Source organism: Dyella sp. (assembly GCF_035277725.1).
Classification (GTDB): domain Bacteria; phylum Pseudomonadota; class Gammaproteobacteria; order Xanthomonadales; family Rhodanobacteraceae; genus Dyella_B.
Genome location: NZ_DATEJY010000053.1, coordinates 58122 through 71751 on the forward strand (window position 1 = coordinate 58122; position 13630 = coordinate 71751).

The following is a 13630-nucleotide window of genomic DNA, read 5'->3' on the forward strand; positions in this document are numbered from 1 at the left end:
TCGCGGCTGAGTCAGGCGGCAATTTATAGAAGTGCCCTTAAGTTATGCGATTTGGATAAAAGTGTGCTGCGCACGCCATCTTCACTGGATTCCGGCTTTCGCCGGAATGACGACCCGTGTTGAATCACCAACTGATGCGAGGCCGTAAGGCCGAGCAACCGCCATGCCTACGGATTCAACGGAAGCATTTCCGGAATGGATTGCTCGTTGCTGGCGAGAACATTGCCTTCCTCATCGCGCAATTCAAGCAGATAACGCGTAGCTGCCTGTCCCAGCGGTGAGGTGAATGAGACCGTGGCGTCCAGCCAGCCATCTGCGCGCCACCGGGCGAGGGTCTGCGCTTTCAGGGTTCTGCCATGCAGCGCTGCACCCACCGCATCGTAGAACGTGACTTGAACGGTTTTGGCGCGATCCAGCAGCGGTTCGTCGCCGGCTGGTACGGTTGGCGATTCAAAGGCATCTTGATGGATACAGACCCGCACACTGTTGGAACGTACCATCGTGGCCAGCCAATCGGCTTCGCATGGAGGGCGGCGAGTGTTGCGCACGGGGTATTGATGATCCAGGGTGGCAGCCTGTACGCCGCGATGGGCAAAGCTCAACCCTGCGTAGGTTTCGAAATCGGCCAGGCCGCGCTCGGTGCCTAAGCCGTATTGGCCGAAGTCGTTCCCGAGCGGCTGCCCATCGATGCCAAGCAGTGCGCGATGGCGTTGCATGGCGCTACGGTCGATGTCCCACCAATCTTGCACGATGTCGCCCTTTTCCTTGGCGGCATGCGTGTGGTCGTCCCACATTTTGACGCGATGCCGGCGCGTGTATTCATGGAAGGCGAGCACGCGATGGGGATGGTAGAGGTCGTAGCCATGGGTGAATGCGCGCACGCCGATGGAAATTTCTTCGCCGTGAAAGAAAAAATCCGGGTCGTGCTGCACCGTTTCGGCAAAGTGGCCGTCCGCGAAAGCGAAGTGGGCGCTGTAGAAGCGCGCGGGAATGGGACGATCGTGGTTTTTCCAGTCGGGCAAGTCCTTGGCGTCGAACAGCACCACGCCTTCTGGCGTGAAGCGAAGGAAAACCATGATGCCGGGGGGCCTGGTGTAGTCCGCTTGACCGTGTTCCGGGTTGTAGAACGGCAGATACGTCGTGAGCACCGGTTTGGGGCTTTCATCACGCAAGGATTCGAGCATGACGATGGCCGCTTCATTCCAGCCTTCGATGAAACGGTGATGCGAATCCAGTTGCAGGGTATAGCGCTCGCCGCCATAGCGCTGCTGCAGCAGATGACGGGCCCAGCAGGCACCGCGCGTTTGCATGTGTGGAACGTCGATGAGTTCGATGCTTGCGCCGCTGTTTTCCAGCAAGTGCACCGTCCATCCGCGCCAGCTTTCAGTGCGCCATTTGCCGAAACCCCTGGCCCAGAAATCGCCCAGCTTTTCACCTGGCCCGTGTTGCCAGCACACGACGATGCGAAGCCGCCGTGGATGCGTGGTCTTGTCAATCAGGTCGATCAGGGTAGGAATAAGTTCCGGATCGCGGTAGCTGGCGATCTGTACAAAAATCGATGTGTCTTGCGAGCTGTCCACGTCCTGCGAAAGACCTACATGAAAGTGAGATTGATCGTGGCGGTGGCCTGGATGGTTCCCGGCGTGGGTGCGGCGCTGCCGACGCGCATGACAGTCGAATCCAGCTGAAAGCGGTTCTGCATGGCGCCGCCTGGCGCATGCACCAGTTGGCTGTTGGGATCGTTGGGCGCAAGCACGATATTTGAGGAAGGCTCCCTGAGGCGAATAGCGAGGTTCGTCGCGCTGCCTTGCGAGTTCTGGATCAACGTGGGATCGACCGTGTCCGCTATCGCGCCGAGCGTGGCAGTGATCGATTGCGGCGGGGTGGGGCCGGAACACACGACGTTGAATGCCACCGGCCTGGTGGGTCCTTCCGTTCCATTCGGAAAGTCTTCCGGACCGAAGGTGTCGAAGTCGACGTCGATCGTGCTGGAGTCGACCGTGCAGCTGGGAAGGACGCGTATGGTGACGTTGTTTGCATTGATGGTGGTGACGATCCTGCCGTCATCCGCGGTCCCTACCTGAAGCGGTGCGCTGAAAGCGACGGTGCCGCTGCCGACCTGCAGGTCGCCGATTTTCACCAACTGGATCTCAAATTGCGAACCCGTGGCCCAGCGCGCCCAGAACGGATTGGTGTCCTGCCGGAAGGTCAGGCTGCGCGGTAAATCAAAAAAAGTGCCGGCGGGAGTGACATAGGCCAGGCGAAAGCCGATGCCTGCGATATTGGTGGCGTAGTAGGTGATGCCATCGATGGTTGCCCCTACCGCGGGTGGCGCCACGAATTGCAAGTTGATGGTACCGACGCTGTTGAAGCAACCGGCTACGTTGATACCATTCCTGCCTGCATTTGAAACGGACGCCGTGGTGAGGAGACGGCCGTTCTGCCAATCGGGATCAATCTCGATGACACCGCCGGCGAAGTTCAATTGAACCTGGTAATTCTTGAAAGCGACTTCGCCCTCGGCAATGAGTTCGGCGAGCTGGTCATCGGTCAGCTGGCTACACTCGGCAGCGGCCGGCCGTATCCATCCAAGGCAGGCGAGGCCGGCGAGCGTGAGCAATGGGATAAAACGTTTCATCGTGACGGACTCGAACGAATGATCGGCGGAGAATTAAGGCCGGCCCAGCCGCAATGCTGCGAACTTAAGGATTTCCCATTGCCGAAACATCCCTTTCGCTTGAATGACGGGCAGGTTCCGGTGACTGGAGCATCCTTGTGTTTGCGGCATCGGGCCTAGGCTTCCGGCTGATCCCATTGAGCCAGCAAATCGGCGGGAATGAGATGGGCGAGTTCTGAAAAACGCTTGCCGACCATGCGCTCGGATTGGCGCAGCAATACGACGACCGGGCTGCTGGGTTCGTTTTCCTCGAACCAGCGGCGCGCGTGCTGGATTTCCGCGAGTGCGCTCCAGCGGTCCATGGTCTGCAATGCGGTGGCGGGCGAGGTCGTCGCGGATGCGAGGAGTTCGCCGTGTTGCGAGGCTGGGCTGTCTTCAGCCGTGCTGCTGTTTGCGGAGGCAGGCTCGTTGGCGTTTGCCATGGCTTCGCCAGTCAGGTTCGCGCCGGGTTGTGCAAAAGGCTGCAGCAGCTTGACCAATACGCCAAGTTCCGGCGCATCGGCGTGCAGGGTGCCAGTGCACCAGGTGTTGATGTCCTGGGCGCTTTGATGGGTTTCGATCAATGCCATCAGGATGGCTTCGCGCCGCGCGCGCCATTCGGCGATCAGGCGTGCGGCGGACTCCTGGGCCAATGCATCCTTCGGGCGCGGGTTGGCATAGGCTTTTTCAATGTCGCGCACGTGCAACACCATGCCGGGTGACTTGGGCAGCGGGATATCGCGCAGGTCGCCCAGTACGCCTTCCGGGTCGGTCAAGGCGGCGATGGCGTTGGCGTAGACCATGGCATCGCGCTCGCCTTCGAACACGGGCAGCGGATGCAGCGACTCACCGTAGCGGTCTAGCAGTTGCTGCAGAAACGCCAGGCCTTCCTGCAGGCCCACCGCGCCCGCCTGGCGGATGCGGCTGCGCAACAGGATGACGGCCAGGCGGATATCCTTGCTGCGCATCAGCAGCGCGCGGGTATCACGCTCGATGTCGGACCAGTTGGTGGCTTGCGGCGTGTCGACGAAATCGCCGTACTGGGCGTCGCTTTTCGGCGCGACGGCGGTTTGCAGCATCACGAAATCCGCGTCGTACTCCAGGTCGGGCCCGCAAGGGGACTCATCCATGATGGGTGCGAGCAGATCGACGTAGCGCGCGTTGCTGTCGTTGGAGGGGAATTTCTGCTTCGTCATGCGTGCGTGTGTTATCGATCAAGGTAGTGTTCGGGGTCGAAGACCATGCCGACGACTGGTTGGTCGGGCGGTGATTCGCCCAGCCAGGTGGAATAGCCGAGCCGGTGCGAGGTGTCCGCGTGCGCGGGTGGCGCTTCGCCGGGCTTCACGATCAGCTTGACCTCCCAGCCGTATTCGTGACCGACGAACGCACGTACCCATTCGACCAGGGTGGGCAGGTCCTCGCCGTGTGGCGTCAGGCGCAGGTATTGCTCCAGGCTGACCGGTCCTACGACCAGGCAGAACTTGTGCTGCGCATCGCGGATGGTTTCGCCGAGTAGCGCGCCTTCGCCCATGACCGCGGCGGGCCCGGGTTCGCTGAGATGCGTATGTTCGGTTTCGGCCAGGCGAATCCAATGCGGTACGAATTCCTCCACCGCCATCGGCACACCGAAGTAGTGAGACAGCGCGCAGGCGAGGCCATCGGGATTGCGCGCTTCGCGAACCAAGTGCGAGGCGGCGCTGTAGCGTGCGTGCGTCGGCAGGCAGGAAGCGGCCGCTTCATCCGTATCGATGCCGCTCAAGCTGGCAATGTAGAAGGAAAACGATTCGTCTTCCGGCCGATCGAGCGAGGCGGTCGACTGCGCCGAAGCCCATGCGCGATAAAACGTGGAGAGGGCGCGGTGATGGAACAGATCGTTGAAATGCACCAGGGTACGGTCCTGGATGCTTTCCATGCGGTTGTAGGCCTGCTCGGTGGCGTACAAAGGCAATGGCCCTTGCGGCCCCCACAGCCCGAGGCCAAACAGATGGACGTCCAGACGTCCATCACGCACCTTGAGCGCAGTTACTTCGCGCGGCGCAAACACCATCGACGGCTGTTGCCCGATGCGATAAGGCTCCTGCTGCGGCAGGCTGGCTGTGCCCGGTGGCGGCATGTCGCGGTCGCGCGCGGCGATCGCGCGCAGCAGGCTCAAAAAACCCGAGTGCCACGGTCTGCTCGGATCGAACCAGGCCTGCAGTGCTTCCGGTGTGGTGGCGGAGGACAGCGAAGCGTTGGCGATGGGATGGCCGTCCGGTGTCATACCACCCCCCGTCTACCCATGTGCGGTCGCCAGTGCCCCACTTTGCCACGCTGCATGGAGTGCAGTTCGGTTTCCGTAAACACGTTGATGGCGACGTGACGGGCGACGTAATGCTCCAGCACCAATCCGAACAGGTACGGGCTGATGCCGGAAAAGCCGGTTTCGTCGACCGTTAGTTCGCAGCGCACGCCGCGCCCATACACCAATAGGCCCTGGTCGGGCAGGCGCCGCACGACCGGTTCTGTGCGTGCGCCGACCAGGGCATCGATCTGCTTGGCCTGTTCACGGTCTTCCGGCGCCACGAACAGGCGCAGCATGTTGCGCAGCGCCTGGCCGCCGTCCTGATGATCGAGTTCGGCCAGCGGCATGTAGTTAAAGCCAAGCTGGCGGATCAAGCGCCACGCCGCTTCGCCCTGCGCGTAGGGCGCGCGCGGCCGGCTGGGTGGGCGCACCAGGCGCGCGGCGTCGACCGGTATCGCCTGGTTCAAGGTGAGGTCCATCACGCCGTTGCGCGGCACCAGCAAGGGCAGATCACGGTTGGTGACCATGGCTTCCACCGACAGATACCGGATCTCGTCGCTGTAGGGCGCTTCGTACTGGTCGACCAGCGACACGAATACTTCGGTGCCGATATAGGGTGTGCGCGTGCCGTAGCGGCGAGCGCTGTCCGACAGCACGCGCTGTTCGCGCCGCAGCGAGAAATAGCGGCCGTAGTTGCCCATGTCGCTGTGCCTGGTTTGATACAGCGGATTGAACACGACTTCTTGAGACGATGCCGGCTTCTGCCCGAAAACGCGTGAGACGGAATGGATCTCGTAGTCGAGCGGCTTGGTGCGATCGGCCAGCAGATGGAAATCGGTGCGCGCACGATTGATCTCGATACGGTCGGTGCGCTTGGGAAACAGGTTGATGATCGGCGTGCAGAACAGCAGGAAGCGCGACGCATCGACGTGTGCGGTGAGTTCTTCCGGCAGGCGGTCGAGCAGCAACACGATTTCCGCCTCCTTGCCTTGCACGCGCGCCAGCCCGGGCGCGAGCTGGGTTGGCGTGAAGAAGTAGAAGCACTGGCGGCAGGCAAAGTACTCCTGCAGCAGGTTGTGGCCGTGGAAGGTGTTCCAGGGCAGCGGCAACAGGCTTTGATCGGCGCGGAAGCCTTCGACATCGACCGGGTTTTTCGTAATGACGTGGTTGTCCGCGCCCTGCGCACCGTAGGCGCGTACCACCGAGGCGACGCTGCCGGCGTGGATCAGCTCGAACAGGTGCGAGGCAATACGTTCGTCGCCACCGAGGTAAATGGGCAGGCGATCCAGCCCCGAGATCTGGCTGAAGTTGATTTCGCCGGTGGTGCGCAGGCGCAAGCGCAAGGCGCCGCGCAGGCGTTGGTGCGGGAGCAGGTAACGATCAGTATCGGGAATGTCCGGCGGTACCGCGGTAAGGCGTGCCTCGGTAATCTCGATCGGCCATAGCGTGATGTCGTGGCCGGTACGGAATTCGCAGCCGCTCTGTTCGCCGGATGGTATGGCCGAGCGCAAGATGCTGTGGCGCGGCAGCGTCATGCCCTTGGCAAAATCACCTTCGCGCAGGCTTGGCTTCAACTGCACCACCGCCATGGAGGGCGTGGGCGCCACGTAGTTGGGATAGATCACTTCCAGCAGGCGCTGAGTGAAGCGTGGAAACTCGGCATCCAGCTTGATCTGCGTGCGGGCGGACAGAAAACAGAACGCTTCGATCAGGCGTTCCACGTAAGGGTCGGCGACTTCAATGCCCTGCATGCCAAGGCGGCGCGCGATCTTGGGATGGCGGGCGGCGAACTCGCCGGCCATTTCCCGCATATAAGTCAGTTCGCGGTTGTAGTAGTCGAGGAACTGCGGATCCATATCAGTTCACACCGGCCTGGGTGGAAACGAAGGTGATGGCGTTCGTTTCGACATCGAGCATGCTTTGAATGCGAAATTCAAGCGGGTAGGGTGCCCAGCGAACCAGTCCGTGAATCTGGAAGGCAAGTTTGTTGTAGTGAATGGGCGCCTTGTCGTCGACCGGCTTGATGTGCAGCGATTCGGGTATCAGGCGCGGCTCGAAATGCGTGATGGCCGTGCGCACGCGCCGTTCCAGCATGTGCCAGGTGAGGTCGCTGACGTAACCGCCGGCCAGGGCGGGAATGCCGTAGTTGATGACGGACGCGGCGGCAATCGGATAGCGCTCCGGCTCGATCTCGTCGTGCAGGTTGGTGGTGTTGAGCAGCAGACCAAGATCACGCCGCACGATTCGCCGCATGCCCTCGGCGTCCGGTGCATAGGCACTCGGCGGCTCGGTCTGCCGTCCGGGCTGGTCGTCCAGCAGGCGGTCCAGCAGCGAGGGCATGTAAGCCTGCCGGTTACGTGCGTCGGAGGCATTCATGGCTGTGTTTCAGGTGCCGCTGCGTCGGGTGTCGTGTCGTGATGGAAGCGGCACGCCAATAGGTCCAGCAGGCCGACATCGCCATGATCGGTAGTCCAGGTTTTCTGTCCCAGTGCGATGACGCCGGTGGCGCCGATATCCGTCCATTCGGTTTTGCGCGCAAGCTTGAGTTCTGCCGCCGCTGCTTCGGAGCCGGGATAACGCACCGGCGCATAGCCGCGCAACACGGCGTTGCTGCGCAACGTGACGGTAGCCTGGCGCCAGACCAGGTCGATGAGCGTGGTGATGGGGGCGAGGCTGATCGAGCTGAGTTCATCAAAGGGAATCCAGCGATAGCCGCCGGTGACGGCCAGCTCGAACACGGGGCCAAGACGGCTGTCGCTGTCGGAGATCCATTCGAATGCACCTACCTGCGGGCTGGTGCCGGGCGTGGCGGGCGCTGCATCCAGCGCGGTTTCCCGCAGTGCATCGGAGGCGGACACATTGCCGGCGGCGAGCAATCGGTTGGCTTCCACCAATTGTTCCACCCACTGCGGCCAAGGATCGATATGGCCGGGCTTGCGCTTGCCGGCGAAGACCTCGATACGGAAGCACTCGCTGCGTACCAGCTCACCATACAAGGTGGCGCGCTGTTCGCCATCCGGCACCAGCTTGGCCCAGGCTTGCAACTGCTGCAGCGCGCGGTTCCATTCGCCGTCCATGCACAGCAGTTGGAACAGCAGCCAGCGTTCGTTGGCATTCACCGGTTGTTTGCGGATGGCTTCGGTGGTGCGGGCGGTAAGTTCCGCCAGGCTGTGCGTGCGGAGCAGCCCGTTGAGCATGGTCAAGTCTTCGTCGGGCTGAGGTTGGGATGCGGTAGTCATGGCAGATTCGTGGATGAGGGATGGTCGGTATCGGTGGAATGCAACATCGGCAGATGGCTATCCACCGTCATGAGATGGTGTTCTTCGCGGGCGAGCTGGGCGGTCGGGCGAATGCGTTGCGACCGCGTGTCGTCCGGCGCAAACAGCGCGAGCACTTCGTGTTGCCGGTCCGCTTCGAACAAATGATGGCTGTCGAAGGCGTCGAGTTCGTCCAGTACCGAGTCGATGGTTCGCCCTTGGATCAACACTTCCAGCAGCGAACTCCTTGCAGGCGCTTCGGCTTCGTCGAACGGACTCGGTGGCGGTGGCGGCAGCGACATGGTGCTGGCCGCGGCCTTGCGCAGTTCGTGCGTCAGTCCATGTTGGCGGTCGAGCAGGGCTTCCCAATACTCGTTCGACAATGCGGCGAGTGGATCGATAGTGCCGACATCCGGCGGCAATTCGCTATGTGCGGCACCCGGCAGGCCCGCACCGAAGTGCCCGGTGAGCAGGCCGTCGTCGCCCGGTGCGTTGTGATACATCTGGTCGTAGACATGCACGCCGGCCAATGCAATCAGATCGCTGAAATCGTCCGGCGCCGCCGTTTCATTGGCGGTGGGCATGGCGCCGGCGGATATGTTTGTGATGTCCGCATGCTGGCCGGTGTTGTTCCGGCGAGTGTCGTCTGAGGTCATCGCTGATCAGATCCCATGGGGCGAGAGTGAGTGCGGCCTGGCGATGAGGTGAATGCACGTGTGGGCCGTGAAGCGAGTGATGGAATGCTAGTGATGGGGTTTGGGTAGGAATATGGGCGCTTGCCCAAATACTCGGGCGAACGTGCTGGCTAAGCTGCGCAAAAAACGCAAATGCCGCTGCAAATAGGAACTTCGCCAGGTGTCGCCATAGGCCATTGGCAAGTTTCCCGGACGTCATTCAGCGCATCCTGCCTTCGTCGACGACGACGTCAAGCAAGAGCTTGCCGCGTAGACGTTTTCGGTTTGGCGCCGCGCCATGCACGCAGCGGCTTGCCTCGCTCTCTATTCCATCATCACGCTCAACTACCATGTTCATTTCCCGTCACGCGCTGTTCGGCAAACTCGGCACTACACTTTTTCGCAGCATCGAATCGGCTACGTCGTTCTCCAAGTTACGCGGCAATCCCTATGTCGAGCTGGTGCACTGGCTGCATCAGGTTCTCGTGCTGCCCGATTCGGACCTGCATCGCATCGCACGGCATAACGACATCAGCCTGGAACTTCTCGATCGCGACATACAAGGCGCGCTGTCGGCGTTGCCGTCCGGCGCCAGTTCGCTCAGCGATTTCTCGCATCACATCGAAACCGCGATCGAGCGCGCCTGGGTGTTGGCGACGCTCGCGTTCGGCGACAAGCGCGTACGTGGTGCGTGGCTGATGGCCGCCTTGATCGGCACACCCGAATTGCGCCGCGTGCTGCTGGGAATCTCGCCACTGTTCGGCAAGCTACCGCTCGATGGCCTGCACGATGTGTTGCCCGCATGGGTGGATGGCTCGCCCGAGGCGGACGATGCGCCCTACGACCGCAGCGATTTCGGCAGCGCCGTGCCCGGGGAGTCTTCCCAGGCGATAAGCGGTGTATCGGCAAGCAGCGCACCGCTTGAGCAGTATTGCGCCGATCTCACCGCACGCGCGCGTGCCGGCGAGATCGATCCGGTCGTGGGGCGCGATTTGGAAATCCGCACCATGATCGACGTGCTGCTGCGCCGCCGGCAGAACAACCCGCTGCTCACCGGCGATGCCGGTGTCGGCAAGACCGCGGTGGTGGAAGGGCTGGCGCGAGCCGTCGTGGCGGGCGATGTTCCGCCGTCCCTGGCCGATGTGCGCCTGCTGAGCCTCGACGTCGGCGGCCTGCTTGCCGGCGCCAGCATGAAGGGTGAGTTCGAGGCTCGCCTCAAATCCGTGCTGGAGGCGGCTACCAAATCGGCGGTGCCGGTGGTGTTGTTCATTGACGAAATCCACACCCTGATCGGCGCGGGCGGGCAGGCCGGCACCGGCGATGCGGCCAACCTGTTGAAGCCCGCGCTGGCACGCGGCGCGCTGCGCACGATCGGCGCAACGACCTGGGCCGAATACAAGCGGCATATCGAAAAAGACCCGGCACTCACGCGCCGCTTCCAGGTATTGCAAGTGGCCGAGCCGGAAGAGCTGGCCGCCATCGACATGGTGCGCGGCCTGGCGCGTACGCTGTCGAAGCATCACGACGTGGTGGTGCTGGATGAGGCGATCCGCGCAGCCGTGCGCCTCTCGCATCGCTACATTCCTTCGCGACAGCTGCCGGACAAAGCCATCAGCCTGCTCGATACAGCCTGCGCCCGCGTAGCCTTGTCGCAGCATGCACCACCGCGCGGGCTGCAGCAGATACGGCAGCGCTTGCATGCGCTGCGGGTCGAGGCGGAGCTGCTTGCCGATGAGGCGCGCATGGGCGTGGGCAGTGCGGATGCGGTTGCGCAGGCACAGCGCAACATCGCCGAGCTGGAACAGCAAGAGCACGCGCTCGCCGCTACTTGGCAGACACAGGCCGAAGCGGCCAAGGCACTGACCGAGGCACGCGATACACTGGACTTACCCGCGCACGAAGCCGTGCCGGTGGAACGATTGCGCGATCTCGGCCAGACGCTGTCGGATCTGCAAAACCGAGAAGCGCTGGTATTTCCGGAAGTCAACGAACAGGTCATCGCGGAAATCGTGGCGGACTGGACCGGCATTCCAGTCGGCCGCATGGTCACCGACGAGGGGACTGCCGTGCAGACGCTTCCCAAGACGCTGGCAGCTCGCGTAATCGGGCAAGAAGAAGCCCTCCAGCAACTGGGCGCGCGCCTGCAGACCGCGCGCGCTGGTTTGGCTGACCCATGCAAGCCGCTGGGCGTATTCCTGCTCGCCGGCCCTTCCGGCGTGGGCAAGACGGAAACGGCCTTGGCACTGGCGGAAGCCCTGTATGGCGGCGAGCAGAACCTGATCACCATCAACATGAGCGAATACCAGGAAGCGCACACCGTCTCCGGTCTCAAGGGCGCGCCGCCGGGCTACGTCGGCTACGGCGAAGGCGGCGTGCTTACCGAGGCCGTGCGTCGCCGGCCCTATTCGGTCGTGTTGCTCGACGAAATCGAGAAGGCGCACAGCGACGTGCACGAGATGTTCTACCAGGTGTTCGACAAGGGATACATGGAGGACGGTGACGGCCGCTATATCGATTTCCGCAACACCACCATTCTCCTCACCAGCAATGCCGGCGCGGAACTCACGGCAACCCTGTGCGCAGACGAATCACTGATGCCGAACCTGGAAGCCCTGCGCGAAGCCCTCTCGCCTGAATTGCTGAAAACCTTCCCGGCGGCGTTCCTTGGCCGCGTCAGCGTGGTGCCCTACCGGCCGCTGGCCAGCGCGTCGCTCGCCAGGATCGTCGCCCTGCATTTGCAGCGCGTCGCCACGCGCATGGCGCAGAACCATGCCGTTGCGCTCAGCTATACGCCAGCAGTGCTGGACTACATCGTGCAGCGCTGCCTGGTGCAGGAAACCGGTGCGCGCGTGTTGATCGGCTTTATCGAGCAACACCTGCTGCCGCCACTGGCAGGGCTGTGGCTCGATACGGTGGCCACGCGCACTGCGCTGGCAGGCATCGAGATCGACGTCGCGAACATTGATGCGCCACCGCAGCAGGAGTTCGTGTTCCGCACGAACAGTGTCGAGTCGAGTGGCGGCAGTTCCCAGGAAGGCGATGCCCCATCCGCGGACATGGCAATGAGTGAGGAATGATTCTTTCAAGGCGCCGGGTTGATTTTTGCTTGCTCGCACTGCTTGGCCCATTTGTACAGTTTGTTGGATCGCTCCAGCCCTCCCGGCGCGAGCGATCCGGTTTTAGCCTTTCCATATCGTTCGCGGCCCCAGACCGCGAACGCCCAAGTGCAAGCAGCGACATACCAACCCCTGGTGGCGCTGGTTGGACGGCGCCGGCATGGATGTGAATCCATGCCGGCGTTTTTTCGTGCTGCATTTTGAAGACAGATTTTTGGCCTGAGGCGACAACGCAGGCTGGAGCGAATCCCGGCTTCTTTTGCAGCATCTGATGCTGGAATTTCATCCCAGCCCACGTAGTGCATGTGCATCGTGACGCAATGTTCACGCTGTTTATCAAAACAAAAATCATCCCTTACGAAATTGGATGTTCAAACGCATATCCGCGATTTTTGATTTGACGCTGCACGCGTGCGCCATTATCGATAGCGACTGATCGTGCAGCCGCATTCGCTGCACGAAAGAGGGGAGTAACAATCCATGTACGCATAAGGGGTTCAACTCCCCGCAGATGTTTGCACGCCAACAACATGGCTTGAATCATTCACATCGGGAGACATAGAACATGAAGAAGATGCTTGCTTCGATGGTTGCCGGGGTTTTGCTTTGCACAGGTGTGGCCAGTACGGTGCATGCCGGTGCTTATAATCTCTATTCGTCGTATTTCGCGTGGGACAACAATTTCAACAACAGCAATATCGCGTGGAGTCCATCCAGCGGCCAATATCCGCAATGGACGGCTTCGTTCAATTTCTCCAGCTACAGCTTGTACGGCTATCCGGCCAGCATCCGCGGCTGGCATTACGGCTGGAATCCCACCGGCGACACGCTGTTCCCGAAACAGCTTTCCACCGTCAGCACGATTCCGGCGGCGTTCTCGTATGCCTCCGGCGGCAGCAACATGGCGGGTGATTTTGCGTACGACATGTTCCTGCGCAACGACAACCAGAAATCCACGCCGCAACTGGAAGTGATGATCTGGGCCGGCAACAACTCCTACCCGATCGGCTCACCGATCGCCACCGGCGTGATCACCGAAAACGGCGTGACGTATGATTTGTGGTACGGCGACAACTCCGCTGCAGGCTACTACGTCTACACCTTCCTGCCTCAGCGCAGCAGTGTGCCGGCAAGCCTGCCAACCAGCGGCAGCGCCAACATCGACATCATGCATTTCTTCAACAAACTGGTCGGCCGCGCCAGCTTCAGCAAGTCGATGTACCTGGATGTGGTGGAAGCAGGCTGCGAGATCACGCGTGGCAATGGCTGGGTGAGCACCACCTGGTTCCAGGTGAATGCGCAATAGCTAAAACCTTTGCCCGATCTTGCCGGATCAGCTCCCTCCCCTGCAGCAGTGGGGGAGGGCTGCTTTTTGTGCCCTAGCGTAGGCTGGGATGAAATCCCAGCACTGCCATGCCTGCACGAGCTGGGATTTCATTCCAGCCTACAAAGGCCACGTCAAAGTTATCTCGCACAAAAAAACGGCGCCGAAGATGTGGGCGGATACATCTTCGGCGCCGCGAGTCGACAACGGTTGCAAAGGGAGGAAAGTCAACCGCTGCGCATGCCGCCGATGATTGGCGCGTCCTCGGGCCGGCCACTGGGAGGCTGGCTCAAGAACGCCATCGCGCGGATGCCCATTCAGT

Annotated in this window: 11 protein-coding genes; 3 read left to right on the forward strand and 8 right to left on the reverse strand. The window is 61.7% G+C overall.

Annotated features, from left to right (window positions below; genetic code table 11):
• Positions 1-167: 167 nt before the first annotated feature.
• From VJR68_RS04770 to VJR68_RS04805, 8 genes are all read right to left on the reverse strand, one after another.
• Positions 168-1580, reverse strand: a complete 1413-nt coding sequence (locus VJR68_RS04770) for a GlcNAc-transferase family protein (RefSeq protein ID WP_324146421.1) — start codon at positions 1578-1580, stop codon at positions 168-170.
• A 14-nt stretch (positions 1581-1594) separates the two neighbouring features.
• Positions 1595-2638 (reverse strand): fimbrial protein, encoded by a 1044-nt coding sequence (locus VJR68_RS04775; protein ID WP_324146422.1) that lies wholly within the window; start codon positions 2636-2638, stop codon positions 1595-1597.
• Between the two features lie 155 nt (positions 2639-2793).
• Entirely contained in the window at positions 2794-3852 is a 1059-nt protein-coding gene (locus VJR68_RS04780; protein WP_324146423.1) for an ImpA family type VI secretion system protein, read from the reverse strand.
• A gap of 11 nt (positions 3853-3863) precedes the next feature.
• On the reverse strand, positions 3864-4916 hold the full coding sequence (gene tssG, locus VJR68_RS04785; protein WP_324146424.1) for a type VI secretion system baseplate subunit TssG: 1053 nt from the start codon (positions 4914-4916) through the stop codon (positions 3864-3866).
• Positions 4913-6793, reverse strand: coding sequence for a type VI secretion system baseplate subunit TssF (gene tssF, locus VJR68_RS04790; RefSeq protein WP_324146425.1), 1881 nt, complete (start codon positions 6791-6793; stop codon positions 4913-4915). The genes tssG and tssF overlap by 4 nt, the downstream gene beginning before the upstream one ends.
• 1 nt (position 6794) lies before the next feature.
• Positions 6795-7313 (reverse strand): type VI secretion system baseplate subunit TssE, encoded by a 519-nt coding sequence (gene tssE / locus VJR68_RS04795; protein ID WP_324146426.1) that lies wholly within the window; start codon positions 7311-7313, stop codon positions 6795-6797.
• Complete coding sequence (locus VJR68_RS04800) at positions 7310-8176, reverse strand: type VI secretion system accessory protein TagJ (protein WP_324146427.1); 867 nt, start codon at positions 8174-8176, stop codon at positions 7310-7312. The genes tssE and VJR68_RS04800 overlap by 4 nt, the downstream gene beginning before the upstream one ends.
• Complete coding sequence (locus tag VJR68_RS04805) at positions 8173-8850, reverse strand: TagK domain-containing protein (protein ID WP_324146428.1); 678 nt, start codon at positions 8848-8850, stop codon at positions 8173-8175. Before VJR68_RS04805 ends, VJR68_RS04800 begins: the two co-directional genes overlap by 4 nt.
• Positions 8851-9218: 368 nt before the next feature.
• Here VJR68_RS04805 and tssH point away from each other — a divergent pair, with 368 nt between their 5' ends.
• The 3 genes from tssH to VJR68_RS04820 all read left to right on the forward strand — a co-directional run.
• The gene (tssH, locus tag VJR68_RS04810) at positions 9219-11945 is read left to right on the forward strand and encodes a type VI secretion system ATPase TssH (RefSeq protein WP_324146429.1); all 2727 of its coding nucleotides are present in this window, start codon (positions 9219-9221) and stop codon (positions 11943-11945) included.
• A gap of 604 nt (positions 11946-12549) precedes the next feature.
• Positions 12550-13290 (forward strand): GH12 family glycosyl hydrolase domain-containing protein, encoded by a 741-nt coding sequence (locus VJR68_RS04815; RefSeq protein ID WP_324146430.1) that lies wholly within the window; start codon positions 12550-12552, stop codon positions 13288-13290.
• A 9-nt stretch (positions 13291-13299) separates the two neighbouring features.
• Positions 13300-13630 (forward strand): hypothetical protein (locus VJR68_RS04820; protein WP_324146431.1); only part of this gene is annotated, 331 nt, incomplete at its 3' end.

Coding starts and splice junctions, on each gene's coding strand:
- VJR68_RS04775 (WP_324146422.1), bottom strand. CDS start 2,638: ATGAAACGTTTTATCCCATTGCTCACGCTCGCCGGCCTCGCCTGCCTT.
- VJR68_RS04780 (WP_324146423.1), bottom strand. CDS start 3,852: ATGACGAAGCAGAAATTCCCCTCCAACGACAGCAACGCGCGCTACGTC.
- tssG (WP_324146424.1), bottom strand. CDS start 4,916: ATGACACCGGACGGCCATCCCATCGCCAACGCTTCGCTGTCCTCCGCC.
- tssF (WP_324146425.1), bottom strand. CDS start 6,793: ATGGATCCGCAGTTCCTCGACTACTACAACCGCGAACTGACTTATATG.
- tssE (WP_324146426.1), bottom strand. CDS start 7,313: ATGAATGCCTCCGACGCACGTAACCGGCAGGCTTACATGCCCTCGCTG.
- VJR68_RS04800 (WP_324146427.1), bottom strand. CDS start 8,176: ATGACTACCGCATCCCAACCTCAGCCCGACGAAGACTTGACCATGCTC.
- VJR68_RS04805 (WP_324146428.1), bottom strand. CDS start 8,850: ATGACCTCAGACGACACTCGCCGGAACAACACCGGCCAGCATGCGGAC.
- tssH (WP_324146429.1), top strand. CDS start 9,219: ATGTTCATTTCCCGTCACGCGCTGTTCGGCAAACTCGGCACTACACTT.
- VJR68_RS04815 (WP_324146430.1), top strand. CDS start 12,550: ATGAAGAAGATGCTTGCTTCGATGGTTGCCGGGGTTTTGCTTTGCACA.